The 19,210-nt window shown below is 61.8% G+C and carries 14 protein-coding genes; 4 read left to right on the forward strand and 10 right to left on the reverse strand.

The window, feature by feature from the left end; translation table 11 throughout:
• The 3 genes from BM131_RS16570 to BM131_RS16580 form a co-directional block, all read right to left on the reverse strand.
• Positions 1-257 (reverse strand): transposase (locus tag BM131_RS16570; RefSeq protein ID WP_139222669.1); only part of this gene is annotated, 257 nt, incomplete at its 3' end.
• Positions 258-372: 115 nt separating this feature from the next.
• Complete coding sequence (locus tag BM131_RS16575; protein WP_090191252.1) at positions 373-1,653, reverse strand: DUF3422 family protein; 1,281 nt, start codon at positions 1,651-1,653, stop codon at positions 373-375.
• A gap of 145 nt (positions 1,654-1,798) precedes the next feature.
• Positions 1,799-2,974 (reverse strand): type III PLP-dependent enzyme, encoded by a 1,176-nt coding sequence (locus tag BM131_RS16580; protein WP_392338515.1) that lies wholly within the window; start codon positions 2,972-2,974, stop codon positions 1,799-1,801.
• Positions 2,975-3,200: 226 nt separating this feature from the next.
• On the opposite strand from BM131_RS16580, the gene BM131_RS16585 reads away from it, so the two are divergent.
• Positions 3,201-3,749, forward strand: coding sequence for an rRNA large subunit pseudouridine synthase E (locus BM131_RS16585; protein ID WP_090191300.1), 549 nt, complete (start codon positions 3,201-3,203; stop codon positions 3,747-3,749).
• A gap of 100 nt (positions 3,750-3,849) precedes the next feature.
• Positions 3,850-5,280, forward strand: a complete 1,431-nt coding sequence (locus BM131_RS16590) for a methyl-accepting chemotaxis protein (RefSeq protein ID WP_090191254.1) — start codon at positions 3,850-3,852, stop codon at positions 5,278-5,280.
• 74 nt (positions 5,281-5,354) lie between these two features.
• On the opposite strand, the gene BM131_RS16595 is transcribed toward BM131_RS16590, so the two are convergent.
• From BM131_RS16595 to BM131_RS16605, 3 genes are all read right to left on the reverse strand, one after another.
• A complete protein-coding gene (locus tag BM131_RS16595; RefSeq protein ID WP_090191255.1) occupies positions 5,355-6,872 on the reverse strand; it encodes an NAD(P)(+) transhydrogenase (Re/Si-specific) subunit beta in 1,518 nt (505 codons plus the stop codon).
• A 10-nt stretch (positions 6,873-6,882) separates the two neighbouring features.
• Positions 6,883-8,457: a Re/Si-specific NAD(P)(+) transhydrogenase subunit alpha gene (locus BM131_RS16600; protein WP_090191257.1), complete on the reverse strand. Its 1,575-nt coding sequence runs from the start codon at positions 8,455-8,457 to the stop codon at positions 6,883-6,885.
• A 94-nt stretch (positions 8,458-8,551) separates the two neighbouring features.
• Complete coding sequence (locus tag BM131_RS16605; RefSeq protein ID WP_090191258.1) at positions 8,552-8,989, reverse strand: methyltransferase family protein; 438 nt, start codon at positions 8,987-8,989, stop codon at positions 8,552-8,554.
• 61 nt (positions 8,990-9,050) lie between these two features.
• Here BM131_RS16605 and BM131_RS16610 point away from each other — a divergent pair, with 61 nt between their 5' ends.
• A complete protein-coding gene (locus BM131_RS16610) occupies positions 9,051-9,812 on the forward strand; it encodes an SDR family NAD(P)-dependent oxidoreductase (protein WP_090191260.1) in 762 nt (253 codons plus the stop codon).
• A gap of 36 nt (positions 9,813-9,848) precedes the next feature.
• Positions 9,849-11,036 carry a kynureninase gene (kynU, locus tag BM131_RS16615; protein ID WP_090191262.1) on the forward strand — a complete coding sequence of 396 codons (1,188 nt, stop codon included), beginning with the start codon at positions 9,849-9,851 and terminating at the stop codon, positions 11,034-11,036.
• Between the two features lie 169 nt (positions 11,037-11,205).
• On the opposite strand, the gene BM131_RS16620 is transcribed toward kynU, so the two are convergent.
• From BM131_RS16620 to BM131_RS16635, 4 genes are all read right to left on the reverse strand, one after another.
• On the reverse strand, positions 11,206-12,375 hold the full coding sequence (locus tag BM131_RS16620) for a beta-barrel domain-containing protein (protein ID WP_090191263.1): 1,170 nt from the start codon (positions 12,373-12,375) through the stop codon (positions 11,206-11,208).
• A complete protein-coding gene (locus BM131_RS16625; RefSeq protein WP_090191265.1) occupies positions 12,375-14,648 on the reverse strand; it encodes an ATP-binding cassette domain-containing protein in 2,274 nt (757 codons plus the stop codon). Before BM131_RS16625 ends, BM131_RS16620 begins: the two co-directional genes overlap by 1 nt.
• A complete protein-coding gene (locus tag BM131_RS16630; RefSeq protein ID WP_139222670.1) occupies positions 14,645-15,976 on the reverse strand; it encodes a TolC family protein in 1,332 nt (443 codons plus the stop codon). Before BM131_RS16630 ends, BM131_RS16625 begins: the two co-directional genes overlap by 4 nt.
• 95 nt (positions 15,977-16,071) lie before the next feature.
• Entirely contained in the window at positions 16,072-19,194 is a 3,123-nt protein-coding gene (locus BM131_RS16635; RefSeq protein ID WP_090191268.1) for a BapA/Bap/LapF family prefix-like domain-containing protein, read from the reverse strand.
• Positions 19,195-19,210 lie beyond the last annotated feature (16 nt).

Genomic DNA, 19,210 nt, shown 5'->3' on the forward strand with positions numbered 1-19,210 from the left:
CGCCACGCGTAGAAATAGCCCCGAACCGTTGAAACCGGCGGGAAGTCGTTGGGCAACATACGCCATTGGCATCCGGTCGTTGCAATGTAGAGGAGTGCGTCGACCACGTCGCGCAAACATGTCGTACGGGGCCGACCAGTTGTCTTCGGCGGCGACATCGAAGGCGCTATCAACGCCCATTCCGCATCCTTCATATCGCTTGCGTATTTATCGCCTTTTCGATCATGTTGACGGCGGGTGAGTTCAGTCCAAGCCATTGTGATCTCCATTCAGCTTCACAACCGAACAGAATCACAAACCACTGAACTCACTCAAATAGTTTTAAATCGGGCTCTAAGACTTTTCACCGCGAAAAGTCTTAGGGCATAACGCCTACTCCAGATGCTTTTTCAACCGTTGCAGCATCAGCCAAACGCCGATCAACACAACAGGCGTCACGAGCGAGGCCATGACCGTCTTGGAAATACCCAGCTGGTATTCAAGCGGCCCCAAAATATACATCGCCAGACTGACCGCGTAGTAGCTGATCGCCACGACGGACAGCCCTTCGACCGTGCGCTGCAAGCGCAGTTGCAAGTCAGACCGCCGGTCCATGCTTTCCAGCAGATCGCGGTTCTGGGCCGATCGTTCCACATCCACCCGCGTGCGCAGCAGATCGCCCGCCCGCAACGCCCGGTCCGACATCGCCTTTAGCCGCGCTTCGGTCGATTTCACCGTCCGCATCGCCGGATCAAAGCGGCGCATCATAAATTCGCCAAAGGTCTGCCGCCCGGCGAACCGCGTCTCGCGCAGCACGGCGATGCGCTGGTTCACGATCGTCTCATAGGCCCCCGTCGCGCCAAAGCGGAACGCCGATTGCGCCACGATATTCTCTAGCTCTGCCGACACTGTCAGCAGGCTTTGCAGCAGCGCCGCAGGCTCGCCCACGGGACCGCACATTTCCGACAGCAGGGCCGTCAGCCGATTATCAATCGCGCTCATCTGCGGGGCCAGATCGCGGGCGCGGGACAGGCCCAGCATCGACATCGCCTTATAGGTCTCAATCTCGCACAAGCGCTGCACGACGCGGCCCGTGCGCCGCGAACCTGCTTCGGGGCGTGCAAAGATGGCAAAGCGCATGTGCCCGCCGGTATCGATGCGGAAATCCGATGCGATCACCAACTCTCCATCCAGCACATGGCTGATGGCAAGGCTTTCGGGCACGAACCAGTTGTCTACCTTGTCCGCAACCGCCGCGTCATCCGACAGTGCCTCGACCCGGATCAAGGCAGAGGTGATCCGCACCCCCGGCGCCTGCCGCAGCCAATCGTCAGGAAACACCGCAAACGATGCTGCATCATAAGGTCGATCCGCGACGCCATCCGCGAAAACCGTGAAGGTCACGAATTCCGTATGGCTTTCCCATTTCAGCAGGTGCTTGCCAATCTGCCCCGAATAATGCGTCGCCCCCGGCTGGGGATGCGCCGCGCCAAAGCGGTCCAGCAGCGCAATCAAATGCACCCGGTCCGCATTCCGGTCCCGCCCGGCGGCATTCTGCGCCGGTTTAATCGCCAGATACGCTGCCCGCGCCGGGGCCTGCACCACCGGGAAAGGCCGCGCGTGCAGCTCGTTCGCCATGGTATAACGCAAAGGGTGGTCTTGGATATCGGGCATAGAGGGCGCTTTCAGGCTGGTTTACCGCCTAGTCTAGCCGCCTTTGCCGCCGTGCAAAACAAAAAACCGTGCATCCACAAATGCTTAGCGGCGCACCGTGGTATACAGTGCGCCGCCAGCCGTGTCGAAAAATTCGGGAAAGTGCTTAGATCACAACCACATCAAGCGGCGGGAAGCCGTTGAAACAGACCGAAGAATAGGTCGAGGTATAGGCCCCGGTGTTGCGGATCAGCACCCGGTCGCCGGACTTTAGCGTCAGCGGCAGGTTCATCGGGCGCTTTTCATACAGCACGTCGGCGCTATCGCAGGACGGACCCGCCATGATGCACGGACCCACAGCGTCGCCATCACGGTCGGTCTCAAACTGATAGCGGATCGCCTCGCCCTCTGTTTCAGCCAGACCAGAGAAGCGGCCGATCGACAGATACACCCAGCGGTGCACATCGCGGTCAGACTTACGGCTAACCAGCATGACTTCGCAGGCGATGACGCCAGCTTCGGCCACCATGCCGCGGCCGGGCTCTGCCATGACGCGAGGGATATGGCCGAACTTTTCTTCCACCAGCGCAATGACGCGGGACGCATAGACCGTCGGCGTGTCAATCGCTTCGCCGTAAAACGCAGGGAAACCGCCGCCGATGTTCAGCAAGGTCAGCTCGTGGCCCGCGTCCTTTGCCGCTTTCCAGATGTCGCTCATCTGGTCCAGCGTGGGGGTCCACATCTCTGCCCGGCGGGTCTGCGATCCAACGTGGAAAGAGAAACCAACAGGGGTCAGACCGACTTCTTTGGCATAGTCCAGCAGCACCAGCGCAAGCCCTGCGTCGCAGCCGAACTTGCGGGTCAGCGGCCAGTCGGCCTCTGACGTCTCGACGATCAGGCGGATGTAGACCGACGCGCCGGGGGCGTGTTCGGCGATCTTGTCCAGCTCTTCCTCGGCGTCGGCAGCGAACAGGGTGATGCCAGCGGCATGTGCCCAAGCGATGTCAGAGGCACGCTTGATCGTGTTGCCATAGGAAATCGTATCGGGGTGCGCGCCAGCGGCGATGCACATCTCAATCTCGCCTTTGGAGGCCGCATCGAAATGCGAGCCAAGCTTAACGAGGCGTTCCAGCACCGGCTTGGCAGGGTTCGCTTTGACGGCGTAATGGATGTCCGCATGACCCAGGCCAGCCTTCAGCGCGTTATACTGCTCTTCGACGCGGTCGCAGTCGATGATCAGGGTCGGTTTATCGAATGCGCGCCCGGCGACATAAGCGTCCAGTTTTGGGGTGGCGACACGAACAGGCGCCGCAGCGCCAGCAGTTGATGCAATCATGGTCATCTCCAGTAGACTCGGCCATTGGAAGGTATCAACCTTTCCGAGACCGCTCAGTTCCAAGGGAGACGTTACCGTCGCTGCGTGAACATTGCAAAACTGCAGGTCAGAGGCGCGTGCGTTGGCGTCTATGAAGGCGCATGTGAGGCAAAGCGCGGCGTCGATCAAGTGGGTATTTTGCGCTGCGTGCATTTATTTTGCACCGCGCCCCGCGCCGCGCTACACCCGGCCCATGACGCGTCTGATCCTGTTCAATAAACCCTTCGATGTTCTGTCGCAATTCACCGATGCGAACAGCCCCTCGCCGCGCCCGACCCTGTCGAAATTCATTGATGTGCCAAAGGTTTACCCCGCAGGCCGTCTTGACCGCGATAGCGAAGGGCTGCTTTTGCTGACCGATGATGGCGCGCTGCAGGCCCGCATCAGTGATCCGCGCTACAAGGCGGCGAAAACCTATCTGGTACAGATCGAAGGCACGCCTGACGACGCGGCCCTGTCTGCCCTGCGCAGCGGCGTGACATTAAAGGACGGTCCAACCCGCCCGGCGAAGGTGCGGCGCATCGACACCCCGGACCTGTGGCCGCGCAATCCCCCGGTGCGGTTCCGCAAATCGGTGCCCGATTGCTGGCTGGAACTGACCATCACCGAAGGCCGCAACCGCCAAGTCCGCCGTATGACCGCCCATGTCGGCCACCCGACGCTGCGCCTTGTGCGCTGGCAGATCGGCGATTGGACACTGGACAATCTGGCCCCCGGCACATGGCGCGACGCGGCGCTTTAAACGGCGCGTAAACGCGCGCAGACTGGCCCGCGTTTACCGATTCAAAACCAATCATCGCTACGTCTTACTGAAATCGCACTCAGCATGACGGACCCCGCGTATGACCGCACACCCCCGCCCGCCGCCCACGGTATCGGCAGGCCCAACGACCAACGGCGGTGGTGCTGACAGCTCTCGCTTGAATAGGTTGATATCGGGGCTGGGGTCCGAAATCGTCAATATTGCAGCGTTTTTGGATGACCTGCACCAGACGGCGAACGAACAGCTTAGCACCCTCGCCGATAGCCAAACCGCGCTGCGGTCGCTGAACCAGACCTCTGACACCATGGGTCAGACCACCGCGCTTTTGACCACATCGGCGCAGGCCAGCCTTGATGCGGTGGATACCTCTGTCGCGACGCTGCGCGCCTCTGCCGATACGTCGAAAGCGGTGTCGCGCTGGGTCACAGATTTCGAGGATCGCATCGCGCAGGTGCGCGATTCCCTGAACGCGGTCGCCGCAGCGAATGCGCAGATTGCCGATATCGCAGTGCATGTGAATATTCTTGCGATCAACGCCCGGATTGAAGCCGCCCGCGCGGGCGACGCCGGGCGCGGCTTTGCCGTGGTCGCTGACGCGATCAAAGAGCTGTCGCACAAAACCTCTGCCGCGGCGGAAAAGGTCACAGAGCAGACGCAGCACCTGACGCAGACCTTTCAGGTCCTGCACTGCGAATCGCAAGACGTGGCCACCGATGCCCGGTCAGTCATCGACGCCGCCACGGCCACCGATAAGGCGCTGATGGATATCGCCAGTTCGATCCGGGCGACGACGGAACAGTCCGGCGTCATCGCCAACCAAGCGGCGCAGGTCGACGCCGCCACCAAAGCCTTTGTGCCCGCCTTTAGCCGCCTGTCGAAACTGGCCAGTCAAACGGGTGAAGGCGTCACGCAAGCCACCACCCGCAGCACCGCCCTGATCGCGCGCAGCGAAGCCATCGTGCAGGCCGCCGCCCTGATCGGCGGTGCGTCAATCGACACGCCCTTCATCACCTTTGTGCAAACCGCCGCCGCCCGCATCGGCGCGATCTGGGACGAGGCGCTTGCCGCAGGCCGCATTTCCCTGCGCGATCTGTTCGATTCTAACTACGAGGCGATCACCGGCACCGACCCGCAGCAGTTCCGCACCCGCTTTACCGCCTTTACTGACAAGACGCTGCCAGCCGTGCAGGAACCGGCCTTTGATCTGGACCCGCGCGTGGTGTTTTGCGCCGCGATTGATCAGCGCGGCTATTTGCCGACCCATAATGCGAAATTCTCGCAGTCGCCCTCGCGCGATCCGGTCTGGAATGGCGCAAACTGCCGCAATCGGCGGATCTTTGATGACCGGGTGGGGCTGAAATCCGGGCGCAGCACAGCCCCGTTTTTGCTGCAAGTTTACCGCCGGGATATGGGCGGCGGGCAATTCGTGATGATGAAAGACGTCTCTGCCCCGATCAAAGCGGGCGGCCAGCACTGGGGCGGCCTGCGCCTAGCCTACACATTCGACTAACGCAAAATGCCCGCAGCTATCACGCTGCGGGCATTTTCCAATTTTTGGTCGAAACGAAAACGGCGGGCCTTAGATCAGTCGATCTTTGGCAGCAGCTCTTCCAGCGACTTTTTCGCGTCGCCATAGAACATCCGCGTGTTGTCCTTAAAGAACAGCGGATTTTCGATCCCGGAGTAGCCTGTTCCCTGCCCGCGCTTGGACACGAAAACCTGCTTGGCCTTCCAGACTTCCAGCACTGGCATGCCAGCGATGGGGCTGTTGGGATCGTCCTGCGCCGCCGGGTTCACGATGTCATTGGACCCGATGACGATGGCCACGTCGGTGGTGGGGAAATCGTCGTTGATCTCGTCCATCTCCATCACGATGTCATATGGCACCTTCGCCTCTGCCAGCAGCACGTTCATGTGGCCGGGCAGACGCCCCGCAACAGGGTGGATCGCGAAACGCACGGTCTTGCCCTGCGCCCGCAGCTTGGTCACCAGCTGGCTTACGGCCTGCTGCGCCTGCGCCACGGCCATGCCGTAACCGGGGATGATGATGACGCTATCCGCTTCGTTCAGCGCCGACGCCACACCGTCCGCGTCGATGGCAATCTGCTCGCCCTCGACCGCCATTGCAGGCCCCGTGGTGCCGCCGAAGCCGCCCAAGATCACCGACACAAAGGACCGGTTCATCGCCTTGCACATGATATACGACAGGATCGCACCGGACGAGCCGACCAGCGCACCCGTCACGATCAGCAAGTCATTGCCTAGCGTGAAACCAATCGCCGCTGCCGCCCAGCCAGAATAGCTGTTCAGCATCGACACAACGACCGGCATATCCGCGCCGCCGATGCCCATGATCAGGTGCCAGCCGATAAAACCGGCAATCAGCGTCACCAGAACCATCGTCCAGATACCAGCGCCCTGCGCAAACATGATACCCAGCAGCACCGACACGATCAGCGCCGCAGCATTCAGATAGTGGCCAGAGATGAAGGGAACCGCGTTCTCGTCGCTTGGCAGCATCAGCTTTTTCGGCTTGCCGTCGACCTTACCGGCCAGCTTGCCAAAGGCCACGATAGAGCCTGTGAACGTCACCGCACCGATAAAGATACCAAGGAAGACTTCGACCTTCAGGATCGCGATTTCCACCGCATCCTTGTGCCACAGTTTTTCACCAAAGCCCGTCAGCTCTGTGCCTGCCGGGATCGCGACGGTGTGACCGTCCGCAATCGTCGGCACACCCATCGCTGCCGCCTGCATCTGCTGCACGGCGTGCAACATGATGTCGGCGTTCAGGCCGATGAACACGGCTGCCAGACCCACGAAGGAATGCAGCGCCGCGACCAGTTGCGGCATTTCGGTCATCTGCACCTTGCCAGCCACATAGTAGCCCGCAAAGCCGCCCGCCGCGATGGCGATCAGGATCAGGAACACGTTGTAAACGCCCGGTCCAAAGACCGTCGCCACTACCGCGATTCCCATGCCGGCGATGCCATACCAGACCGCCCGCTTGGCGGACTCTTGGTTATTCAGGCCGCCAAGGGCCAGGATGAACAGAACAGCGGACGCGATATAGGCCGCCGATGTGATACCTACTGAAAACATGGAACCCTCCTCAGGACTTCTGGAACATGGCAAGCATGCGCCGCGTGACGAGGAACCCGCCGACAATGTTGATGGATGCGATCAGCACCCCGATAAAGCTGAGCAGCACGACGATCCAATTGCCAGCGCCAATCTGCAGCAGCGCGCCAAGGATGACGATGCCGGAAATCGCGTTGGTGATGGCCATCAGCGGCGTGTGCAGGCTGTGCGCCACGCCCCAGATCACGGAAAAACCGATGAAGCAGGACAGCGCGAACACGATAAAGTGGCTCATAAAGCTTTCGGGCGCAAAAGCCCCGACCAGCGCCAGCAGCAGACCGCCAACGACCAGCAACGTGACCTGAGACTTCGTCTGCGCCTTAAAGCTCGCCACCTCTTTCGCGCGCTTTTCAGCGGGCGTCAGTTCCTTCGGCTTGTCCTTCTTCGGAGCCGCCGCAATCGCCGCGATTTTGGGCTTGGGCGGCGGGAAGGTCACCTCGCCCTCGTGTGTGGCCGTCGCCCCGCGAATGACGTCGTCGTCCATGTTGTGGTCGATCACGCCGTCTTTGCCCGGCGTCAGATCGGACACCATGTGGCGCACGTTCGTCGCGTAAAGCAAGGATGCCTGCGTCGCCATCCGCGATGGGAAATCGGTGTAACCCACGATGGTCACGCCATTTTCCGTGACGATCTTTTCGTCTTTTACGGTCAGTTTGCAGTTACCGCCACGTTCTGCCGCAAGGTCGATGATGACCGATCCGGGCTTCATGGCGTCGACCATATCCTTGGTCCACAGCTCTGGCGCGTCGCGGCCCGGGATCAGCGCTGTCGTGATGACGATGTCCATGTCGGGCGCGATTTCGCGGAATTTCTTCAGCTGGGCTGCGGTGAATTCGGGGCTGGACACAGCGGCATAACCACCCGTCGCGGACCCGTCTGTCTGCTCTTCGTTGAAGTCGAGGAAGACAAACTCTGCGCCCATCGATTCGACCTGCTCGGCCACTTCGGGCCGCACGTCAAAGGCGTAGGTGATCGCGCCCAGCGATGTCGCTGTGCCGATGGCGGCCAGACCAGCAACGCCCGCGCCCACGACCAGCACCTTGGCTGGCGGCACTTTGCCCGCAGCCGTCACCTGACCGGTAAAGAAGCGGCCAAAGTTGCTGCCCGCCTCGATCACCGCGCGGTAGCCCGCGATATTGGCCATCGACGACAGCGCGTCCATCTTTTGCGCGCGCGAAATGCGCGGCACCATGTCCATCGCAACGACCGTCGCGCCCTGCGCATTGGCAGCGGCCAACAGCTCTGCGTTTTGGCCGGGATAGAAGAAAGAGATCAGCGTCTGATCGTCCCGCAACAGCGCAACCTCGGCGTCCGAGGGCGGGCGCACCTTGGCGATGATATCGGCCTGCGCAAACAGCGCCGCCGCATCATCAACCACGGTCACATCGGCGGCGCGATACGCGTCGTCGGTAAATCCTGCTTTCAAACCCGCGCCGGACTGGACCAGGCAATCATGCCCCAGCTTTTGCAGATCCTTGGCCGAGGCGGGCGTCATCGCAACCCGGGCCTCGCCCTCGTATGTTTCTTTTGGTGCGCCGATCTTCAACGGGCTATCCCCTCTTTAGTATTCTAGTATACCACATAGCTGGTACCACATTTCCACGCAACAATATTTCACAACAGCACGGTTGCAAGGTGTTTCACAGCCATCGGCGCACGACCTTGGTATATTCTGTGAAGGCCGCGCCAAAGGCGGCCTGCAAACGCGCCTCTTCTGCGGTAATGAAATGGGCGCTGATCCAGATGGCGAAAACCGGCACCGTGGCCAAGCCTAGCGGGGCCTGCCACCACAGGCACAGCCCCGTCAGCAGCAGAACGTCGCCTAAATAAATCGGGTTACGGGTGCGGGCGAAAATACCCTGCGTCACCAAAGCATGCGGCTGGCGGTGCGGAATAACCGTCGTGTCCGCCCGTGTCATGGTGATCACCGCCGCCAGCATCAACGCCAGCCCCGCCGCGACCAACGCGATCCCCGCCCATTGCAGCCCTGCGGTGCCCATCGTCACAATGCTGCGGCTGGCCCAGACGACCACCGCGGCCAAAGCCAGCCAAACGGGCGGTAAATCAAGATATTTCATGGCTCTCCCCCTTGCACGTGCGGACCCGAACGGTAGCATCGCGCCATAAGTGGAGGATATCATGGAACACATCGGCAAGCACGCCCTCGTCACCGGCGGCGGCAGCGGGATTGGCCGCGCGATCGCATTGGCGCTCGCAGAGGCCGGCGCAGAGGTCACGATCACAGGTCGCAGGGCCGAGCCGCTGCAGGCGCTTGCGGCTGAAAATCCCCGTATCCACCCCTGCGTGATGGATGTGTCGGACGAATCCGCCGTGCGCAGCGGGATCGCAGAGGTTGCCGCCGCGCGCGGTCCCATCACGATCTGCATCGCGAATGCGGGAATCGCCGAAGGCGGCCCTTTTATGAAAACCAGCCTCGCCGACTGGCGCCGCACCATGACGACGAACCTTGACGGTGTGTTCCTGACCTTTCAGGCCGCGCTGGAAACCCTGCCCGCCGATCTGCCGGGGCGTTATATCGTCGTCAGCTCTATCGCCGGTGTGCGCGGGTTGAAAAATGCGATTCCCTATTCCGCATCCAAACACGGCGTCATCGGTCTGGTGCGGGGCCTCAGCGAAGAATTCATGCAAAAGCGTCCCGTGACCTTTAACGCGCTTTGCCCGGGCTATGTCGACACCGACATCGTGCAGAACCAACTGCCGGGCCTGATGCGCCGCTTTGACGTTGACCGCGCCGGGGCCGAAGGCATCGTCGCTAGCGGCAATCGGCACAAGCGTCTGCTGCAAGTGGACGAGACGACCGCCGCAGCGATCTGGCTATGCTCTGACGCCGCCCGCAGCGTAAATGGCCAGACGATCGAAATCGCTGGCGGACAAGTTTAGACCCGAAGACTTTTCGGCACCTCAAAAGGACAAAGCATGCCATTTCAATCCCGCAAGGATCAATTTCACCTGCCGATCGGGATGATTTACCTCGACGGTAACTCCCTTGGTCCCCTGCCCCGCGCAGCAGCGGACCGGGTGGGCCGGACCATGGTGGACGAATGGGGCGACATGCTGATCACCGGCTGGAACAAGGCTGGCTGGATGGCGCAGCCCATGGCGCTGGGGGACCGGATTGGGCGATTAATCGGGGCAGAAGCCGGGCATGTCACCCTTGGGGATACCTTGTCGATAAAGGTGTTTCAGGCGCTGTCCGCCGCACTCGCCATGACGGACCGCAAGGTGATCCTGTCGGACAGCGGCAACTTTCCATCGGACCTGTATATCGCCGAAGGGTTGATCCGCGCCTTTGACCGCGATCTGGAATTGCGCGTCGTCGCGCCAGAGGACGTGGCCGCACATATCACGGACGAGGTCGCCGTTCTGATGCTGACACAGGTCGATTACCGCACAGGCCGGCTGCATGACATGGCAGCGCTGACGGCGCAGGCACAGGCCGCTGGGATCGTCACCGTTTGGGATCTGGCCCATTCGGCGGGGGCTTTGGCGGTCGACGTGGCAGGGTGCAACGCGGATTTCGCGGTAGGTTGCACCTATAAATACCTCAACGGTGGCCCCGGCGCGCCGGCCTTCATCTATGTCGCGCCGCGCCATGCGCAGACCGCCGCCCCCGTGCTGGCGGGTTGGCTGGGGCATGATGCGCCCTTTGCGTTTGAACCAACCTATCGCCCCGGCGAAGGCGTCGCCCGCATGCGCGTCGGCACCCCCCCCGTGATCCAGATGGCCGCGCTAGAGGCGGCGATGGATGTCTGGGACGGCGTCGACATGACTGACATTCGCGACGCCAGCATCACCCTGACCCAGCGCTTTATCGCAGGGGTCGAGGCAGCTTGTCCCCAGCTAGAGCTGGCAAGCCCCCGCGATCCCCAGACGCGCGGCTCTCAGGTGTCGTTCCGGCACGCCGAAGGCTATGCCGCGATGCAGGCCTGCATTGCGCATGGCGTCGTCGGCGATTTCCGCGCGCCGGATATCATGCGCTTTGGCTTTACGCCGCTGTTCATCGACGAAGGCGATGTTGATGCGGCGGTAGCAGTGATTGCGCGCGTGATGAACGAAAAGCTGTGGGATGATCCGCAGTTTCAGGCGCGATCTGCCGTGACATAACAAAACGCAAATGTTTCGCATGCGATACATCTGATGTAAAATGCACCTTCTTCGTTAACCGCCGTGAACCACAGGTGAATATCCCTACCGCGGCCCCGCCCGAAAGATAGCAAAAGACCCGCCGGACGGCCGTCCGGCGGGTCTTTTGGTCATAAAGGTAAATACGCGCTTACTTCTCGTGTAGCGCTTCTTGGCTGCGATACAGCGGCTTGGTCAGGTAGTGCAGGATGGTCTTTTCACCGGTGTGAAGTTCGACATTGGCCTGCAGGCCGGGGCGCATTTCGATCTTTTGCTGACGCACACCAAGGTCTTCCATATCGACGCGCACGCTGACGCGGTAATAGGGGTCGGCGTCGGCGCGGCGTTCGTCCTTGAAGGTATCGGCAGAGATGTTCTGCACCACGCCCGACAGGCTGCCGTAGATCGTGTAATCATAGGCGGACAGCTTGACCGTCGCGGTCTGGCCGGTGGTCACATTGGCGATGTCCTGCGGCTTCACGTGGGCTTCAACGAACAAAGCGTCATCCAGCGGAATGATCTGGAAAATCTCTTCGCCAGCGCGGATCGTACCACCGATGGTGGTGACGCCAAGGTTGTTGACCACGCCGCGCATAGGCGCGCGGATGATCGTGCGGTCCAGCTGGTCAGTGGCATAGGCCAGTTGCTGGCGCAGTTGCGACAGACCGGCAAGCACTTCTGAGTTTTCGTTCGCGCGGGCCAGTTCCGCGCCGGTGACGATCTCGTTGTATTTGATTTCGGCGTCGGCATAGGCTTTGCGCGCGCGGGTGGTTTCGGACAGCGACACGATTTCACGGGCCAGCATGTCCTCCATCTGGTCCAGCTCGCGCTTGGATTCGGACATGATGCGCTGCGCGCCGTCCACCTTGGACGCATAGTCAGCCTGACGCGCGGCCAGCAGCTGCTTTTCCGACGCAACCATCGCGGGGCTGGCGGCGGCGATCTCGTCCGGGATATCGAAATCGAACAGGCCTGCCATTTCAGCCTCTAGCCGCAGACGGCGGATGTTGGCGGCGTTGATCTGCTCTTGCAGGTCGTTCACTTGGGCGACGTATTGGGTGCCTTGCAGGCGAGCAAGGATCTGGCCGTCATCGACGGTATCGCCTTCGCTGACCAGCAATTCGCCCAAAATACCGCCTTCGAAGTTCTGGATGATCTGGGGACGGGACGCGCTGACGACTTCGCCAGAAGAGCGGACGATTTCGTCAACCCAAGCGAATTTGGCCCAGATGATGAACAGCAGCACCGTCGCGCCGACCAGCCAGATGACCATCGAGGGGCGGCGCATTTGGCCTTCGAATTCGTGATCAGCAAGGGCCATTACGACGCCTCCTTGTTCATATGGGCGATGACGTCGTCGCGGGGGCCGTCGATGGCCATGCGGCCATTGTGCAGCACGATGGTGCGGTCGGTCAGTTGCAGCAGCGCCATGCGGTGCGTCGCGATCACAGCGGTGCGCCCTTCTAGCCAAGTGGTCAGGCGGGACACGAGAGCTTTTTCAAGGGTCTGGTCCAGCGCCGACGTCGGCTCGTCCAGCAGGCAGACGCTGGGGTCTTGCAGCCACAGACGCGCCCAGCCGATGGACTGGCGTTGGCCGACGGATAGGCCAGCGCCGCCGTCGCGGATCGTCAGGTCCAACCCCTTGGGGTGGTTACGGACGAACTGGCCCAAACCGCCGAAATCAAGGGCTGCCAGCATGCGGTCGTCGTCGCGTTCCAGCTGGGTCAGGTTCATGTTGTCGCGCAGGGTACCGGCGAAAAGCTTTACCTCTTGCCCCAGATAACCCACGCCGCGGCGCAGGTCGCGGGCCAGCACTTGGCCCATGTCCACGCCGTCGATCAACACGCGGCCCGTGGTGGGCTGGTTCAGACCCGACAGGATTTTCAGCAGCGTCGATTTGCCAGAGCCGTTGGCCCCAAGGACGGCAACGCGCTGGCCTGCTTTGATGGTCAGGTTCGGTACGTCGAGGGCGCGCGCGCCTTCTTCGTCATAGGTGTAGGACATTTCGCGCAGGTCATACTGGCCGTTGATCTTTTCGCGGCGCAGGTAGGTCCGATCCTGATCGTGGTCCTGCGGGGCCTGGACAATTTTGTCGAGCGCATCGAGCGCGGCGCGGGTGTTCGACCAACGGGCGATCAGACCGGACAACCCGTTCAGCGGCCCAAGGGTGCGGGACGTCAGGATGCCGACGGCGATGATCGTGCCGACAGTGAATTCGCCTTTGAACACAAGGAAGGTACCCATGACGACGGCGGCGACATAAGTCGCCTGCTGCACGCCCTGCGCCCAATAGGTCAGTGTTGTGGACAGGCGGCGCTGTTCAGAGGTCGAGATGGCAGAGAGGCCCGTCAACTCGGCCCAGAGGCGGGAAAAGCGATCCTCGGCGCGTTGGGATTTGATGGTGTCAGCTTCGAACACTGCTTCTTGCAGCAGGCGGGACGAACGGGTCGATGCACCTTGGGTCGCCAGCGTCAGCTTCATCATCTTTTTCTGTGCCAGCAGCGATGGCAGCACCATCAGGATGCCGCCTGCGACCAGCACCCAGACGACGGGGCCGCCGATGGACCAGACAAGGGCAAGGAACAGAAAGATGAAAGGGATGTCGGTGAGAGAGCCGATGGTGGAGGCGGTAAAGAATTCACGCACAGCGGAAAATTCGCGGAACGCCGAGAATGTGGTGGAGGGCGTCTGCCCCGGCAGGCCGGACTGCATACCCAGCAGCTTTTTCATCAGCATGTCTTGCAGGCGCAGTTCGATCCGGCGCCCTGCCCCGTCCATCAGACGGGCGCGGGCGATGCGCAGGCAGGCTTCGAGCAGCATGGCGATACCAGCGCCGATGGTCAGCACCCACAGGGTCGCGACGGACTGGTGCGGGATGACGCGGTCATAGACCTGCAACGAAAACAGCGCGACGGCCACGGCCAGCAGGTTGGCGACAAGAGAACCGAGGGCGACTTCACCGATCACGCGGCGGAAACTGCCGAATTCGGACCAGAACCAGTGACCCGGCTTGGCTTGGATCGCGTGGCGGCGGTTCAGCTCGGCGGCGGGCACGACGGCGTGAATGATGCGGCCGGTGAAATGTTCGACGAACTCGGCCAGCGGGACCTCTTGCCGGTGATCGGCGGCGGCGGGGTCGTGCAGGATGATGGTGTCGCGGGTCTGTTCCAGCACAAGGACCAGCGTGTCATTGGTCAGGCGGGCGACGGCGGGCCAGTCGGCGATTTGCGGCGGCAGCGCGGTGCGCGCGCTGGCACGCAGGCCCGCGTCATTCAGCGCGGCGATCAGCGTATCCACGGGCAGGCCCGCGCTGGCATCGTCAATCTGGCGGTCCAGAATATCGGTGGCTTTCAGATCGACACCCAGCAGTCCGGCGTAGGTCGCCACAACGGCGGCGCACAGCTTTGCTGTGCCGTTATCGCGGCGCGATGCGGCGACAACCGGCGCTGCGGGCGGGGTTAGATCGACAGGCTCTGCCGCCACGGGCGCGGCGGCCAGATCGGGGGCGGTGTCGGTTGCAGTTTGACCGCCGTGGCGGGTCAACTTGCCCCCCCGGATTCCGGTCACGTCAAACGCCAGCACGGGTCCGGTCATATCTTGTCTCCATCCACCAGCACACCTTTGAGGGCGGCTATTTTGAGTTCGACGCGGGCCACTTCAAAGGGCAAGGCGGCGGCTTCGCGGCGCAAGCGCACCGCGCTTTCAAACACGCTGACGACGTCGTTGACGTCGCGCTGTCCAGCGCGTTGCTGTTCGGCAAAGCTGCGATAGTTCGCCTCTGCGCCTTCCGCCAAGGTGGCGGTCTGTTCTTGCTGGCGCTGTAGCGACGACAATTCGCCTTCCAAAGCGCGCAAGGACCGTTCCACATCTTCGCGGACTTGGGAAATTCGGGCGTTTGCGCCTTCGGCCTGCTGATCGACGGCCGCCAGCGATGCGCCAAGGCCAAAACCGATGCCGTCTTCGGTTTCAATCGACAGACCGCCGCTGGATTTGCTGCCAGACACTGCGCCGACAGCTGACAGGCTGGGCAGGAAACCTGCGCGGGCGGCTTTGGCTTCGGCGACAGAACGGGTGGCCTCGGCCTCTGCCTTGACGACGGCCAAGGGGGTCGCAGCCAGCTCGACCGGTAGGGGCGATGTGCCTTTGACGCCGTCAAGCGGCGCTGCGGACATGGCGGCCAGTTCGGCGCGGGCAGCGGCTGCGGCCTCTAGATCAGAGGACATGTCGGCCTGCATCTGATTCAGCTTTTGCTGCACGACCATGCGGTCAACAGAGTTCGACACGCCGCCTTTGACACGCTCGTCCATGATCCAAGCGAAGTGTTCCATATCGGCCATCGCAGCGGCGTTCACGGCGGCGCGGGCTTCGGCCTTTTGGGCGGACAGATAAAGGGTCAGCGCGTCTTGGACGCGGTTGTTGGTGTCTTGCGCCAGCGCGACGGCGGCGACTTCGACATCGGCCTTAGCATAGGCGCGTTCGGCCTTTTTGCCGCCGTTGTCGAACAGCACCTGTTCCACGACCAGCGATGTGACGACCGCGCCAAGCGAGGTGAGCGACACAGAGGGGCCAAGGGTCGGCAGCCAGTTTTTCGATTGCGCCTCGGCGCGCAGGGTCGCGGCGCGCAAATCGGATTCAGCAACACGAGAGTTCGCGGCCAGAACGGCGCTGGACACTTGGGAATATGGGCCTTGCGGCAGGATGGACCGGCGGGTCAGCAGACCAGCGATCACTTCGGATTGGGTGCCGTCGGGTGTTTCAGTGGCAAGCGCGGGTGCACTGGGGCTGTCCGCCACGGCAGGTTTGCCAAGGCCAATCGCCGAAAACGGACTGCGGGTTACGCTGTCTGCGCCGCCTGAACAGCCGCTGAGTGCCGCCATCGCGCAAAACGCAATGAGGGTCTTTTTATGTGTTGTCTTGCTCACGTCTGCTCCGCCCCGGATTTTTATTATGGTGGCATGCCCCCCGCCTAGTGGGGCAAAGGGGGCCGGTCGTTGCCGGCCCCCTTGGATCGTGACGTTTAGATAGTCGTCGAGAACTGGATGTCGTCGTCGATCTTAAGCACGGAGTCGCCGCCAACGCTGTAGACGTTGTAGGTTTCGCCGCCGATGACTTCGGTTCCAGTCATTGTCGCAGTGCCTTGGAAGGTGACAGCGTCGTCCAGCGCGCCATGCACGACCAGAACATTGTCGTTCGCGGACAGATCGTCGATGTTCGCCTTGGTCAGCGACAGGGTCGATTTATCTGCAAAGGTCAGGTCGATTGCGCCGACGTTAAAGCCGTCGATGCCTGTCGCCGTGACGTCCACAACGTTGGTCGAACGCTCGTCCAGCACCAGCAGGGTCGAGTTGGTGTTGCCGTGATCGTCGGTCGCGGTGACGATCAACTGCTTGCCGTCTACGACAGGGTTGTCGAAGCCGAACTCCAGCTCTCCGGTGCGGCCGTTCAGGTAACGGTCGCCGTTGTCAGCGATCAGCGTCGTGCCAGCGCTACCGCTGTTGTAAGAATGCACGGTGATGCTGTCGTCGGTGTTGTCGATGGCGATGTCGCGGACACCGTTATCGTACAGGCCGATGCCTTCCATCCCAGGCGCGTCCGGCACATCGGTGTCGACCACGAAGGTGTCGGTGATGCTGCGCACGTTGCCAGCCGCGTCGGTCGCGGTGATCGTGATAGCCGCGTCATAAGTGCCCTGCGGGATTTCAGCGCCCGTGTAGGTCACAGTCCAGGTGGTGCCGGTCACGGTGGCGGTGTGTGCCAGACCGTTGAAGTCAACAACCACAGAGGAGCCAGCTTCGACTTTGCCGGTCAACGTGATGCCGTCCGACGCCTCTGCCTTGTTCACAACGTCGTCGGTTTCGACCAGACCGGGGTGGGTCAGGTTGTTAACCCATGTGTCCAGCTTCACGGTGCCCGTGGTGGTCGCGGTGTTACCAGCGGTATCGGTCGCCTTAACGGTGACGGCGTAGTTGTTTTCCACATTGCCGATTGGCAGCTCGCCAACCGCATAGTTGGACGACCATGTGCCAGCGCTGGTTGCGGTGACAGTGTGGGTATAGCCGTTGAAGGTCACAACCACGGTAGAGCCTGCGTCGGCGGTGCCGTGCAGAACGATGCCGTCTTTACGCTCTTCGAAGTTCACGATGGCGTCGGGACCGTCAACGTCAGAGGTGTCGACTGTAACCGCGATTTCGGTGTCGACTTTGACTGTCGCAGACGTCGTTGCCGTGTTGCCAGCCGCATCAGATGCGACCGCCGTGACGGTTTCGACCTTGCCTTCGCTGCGCGAAATCTCGGTCTTGGAGTATGTCGTGGTCCACTGGCCCGCAGAGTTCGCGGTCACAGTGTGCGAGAAGCCCGCCATTGTGACGACAACCGTCGCGCCTGCTTCGGATGTGCCGTTGACGACCAGACCTGCGTCCCGCTCGACAGCGTTGACAGTGTTGTCGCCGCCGGCTGCGATTGGCGTGATCGTGACGCCGATTTCGGTGTCGATCTTAACCGTGGCAGCGGCCGAGGCCGTGTTGCCAGCCGCATCGGTTGCAACAGCCGTCACGTTTTCGACCTTGAATTCGCTGCGCGAAATCTCGGTTGAAGCGTAGGTCGTTGTCCACTGGCCCGATGCGTTCGCGGTCACGGTGTGCGCGTAGCCCGCCATGGTGACGACAACGGTTGCGCCAGCTTCGGCGGTGCCCGTGATGGTCAGACCTGCCGTGCGCTCGGCTGCGTTGACAGTGTTGTCGCCGCCAGCTGCGATCGGGGTGATGGTCACACCCGTGATCGTGTCGATTTCCAGCGTGTCGGTCACAGTGGCTGTGTTGCCGTGGTTATCGGTCGCGGTGACAGTGATGTCGACGCTGGTGCCCAGATCGCCCGTTGGCAGCGTGCCAGCAGGAACGTTCAGGGTCCATGTCTCGCCTGTGACGACAGCGTTATAGCTGCTACCACCAAAGGTCACGGCAACAGTCGAGCCCGCCTGCGTGGTGCCCGTCAGCACAACGCCGTCGGATTCTTCGACGAAGTTCACGGTGCCATCGGTTTCAACCGTGTCAGCGCTGAAGGTGACTTCAGCCAGCGTGTCCACGTCCAGCGTGCCAGTGTGCGTGATCGTGCCGCCTTCGGTGGTGACAGTCGCGCTGACCGGCAGGTCGTATTCGCCAGAGGGCAGATCGGTCGCGGGGATCACGATTGTCCAGTCGCCGTTGCCGTCGACAGTCATGTCAACAACCACAGTGCCAACAGTGACCGTGCCGGATGCATTGGGTGTACCCGTACCGGTGATCGTAACGCCGTCCTGATAGTCAGCGTTGTTTACAACGTGATCCTGCGCGCGGGTGCCGCCGGTGATTTCAACGGCTGGCAGCTCGGGAGCTTCAACAGGGGTATCGCCCGGGTCGTGCGGTTCGATCGGATCAGGCGTATCGGTGGGGTCTGTGGGATCGGTAGGATCTGTCGGGTCGGTAGGGTCCGTAGGATCGGTCGGGACAGTCGGATCCGTTGGATCGGTATCGCCGCCGTCGCCTTCGGTGCCGCCTTCACCACCATCGGGCTCGTCAGGCGTTTCGGTTGCGGTGCCACCGTCAGTCTCGACTGCAGTTTCGCCGTCACCGCCGCTATCACCGCCGCCGCCGACCAGAGCCAAACCGCCCAGCGCCGCTGCGCCTGCAGCGCCAAGGCCGCCCAAGCCGCTGATGCCGCCCAGCAAAGGCGCGGCCATCATGGTGGCCTGCGCGTCTTCGATGCCGTCTGCGGGCAGTGCTGCGATCTGCGTGAAATACAGCTCGTCATCGGGGGACCATTTGCCAAAGCTGTCGCTGTCGACATACTGGGCCAGCATCAGGTTGCCGTCGCCGGGCACCAGCTGAACTTCGGCCAACTGACCGCCAGAGGACAGGAACAACTGGTTCTGCGCCGCGCCGTTCGCGTCAAAGAACCCTTGAATGGTGATGATCTCTCCATCGACCAGCATAACCTGCAAGGCCGAGCCCTGACGGGCATAGGACATGACATGGCTGCGCTCTAGGTTCAGCGATACGTCTTCGCCCTGAGAGATGATAATATTTGCATCAGCGCCTTTGCCAGACACTTGGCCACGCTGTAAACCGCCCGCATCATTGCGAACAACGAAATCAATCGCCGACATAAAACTACTCCGCCTC

The sequence above is a fragment of the Loktanella salsilacus genome, assembly GCF_900114485.1.
GTDB lineage: Bacteria > Pseudomonadota > Alphaproteobacteria > Rhodobacterales > Rhodobacteraceae > Loktanella > Loktanella salsilacus.

What these genes read in the sequence shown, in the direction of transcription:
- BM131_RS16610 (WP_090191260.1), top strand. Translation starts at nt 9,051, where the DNA reads ATGGAACACATCGGCAAGCACGCCCTCGTCACCGGCGGCGGCAGCGGG.
- BM131_RS16585 (WP_090191300.1), top strand. Translation starts at nt 3,201, where the DNA reads ATGACGCGTCTGATCCTGTTCAATAAACCCTTCGATGTTCTGTCGCAA.
- BM131_RS16595 (WP_090191255.1), bottom strand. Translation starts at nt 6,872, where the DNA reads ATGTTTTCAGTAGGTATCACATCGGCGGCCTATATCGCGTCCGCTGTT.
- BM131_RS16625 (WP_090191265.1), bottom strand. Translation starts at nt 14,648, where the DNA reads ATGACCGGACCCGTGCTGGCGTTTGACGTGACCGGAATCCGGGGGGGC.
- BM131_RS16620 (WP_090191263.1), bottom strand. Translation starts at nt 12,375, where the DNA reads ATGGCCCTTGCTGATCACGAATTCGAAGGCCAAATGCGCCGCCCCTCG.
- kynU (WP_090191262.1), top strand. Translation starts at nt 9,849, where the DNA reads ATGCCATTTCAATCCCGCAAGGATCAATTTCACCTGCCGATCGGGATG.
- BM131_RS16575 (WP_090191252.1), bottom strand. Translation starts at nt 1,653, where the DNA reads ATGCCCGATATCCAAGACCACCCTTTGCGTTATACCATGGCGAACGAG.
- BM131_RS16580 (WP_392338515.1), bottom strand. Translation starts at nt 2,974, where the DNA reads ATGACCATGATTGCATCAACTGCTGGCGCTGCGGCGCCTGTTCGTGTC.
- BM131_RS16635 (WP_090191268.1), bottom strand. Translation starts at nt 19,194, where the DNA reads ATGTCGGCGATTGATTTCGTTGTTCGCAATGATGCGGGCGGTTTACAG.
- BM131_RS16590 (WP_090191254.1), top strand. Translation starts at nt 3,850, where the DNA reads ATGACCGCACACCCCCGCCCGCCGCCCACGGTATCGGCAGGCCCAACG.
- BM131_RS16605 (WP_090191258.1), bottom strand. Translation starts at nt 8,989, where the DNA reads ATGAAATATCTTGATTTACCGCCCGTTTGGCTGGCTTTGGCCGCGGTG.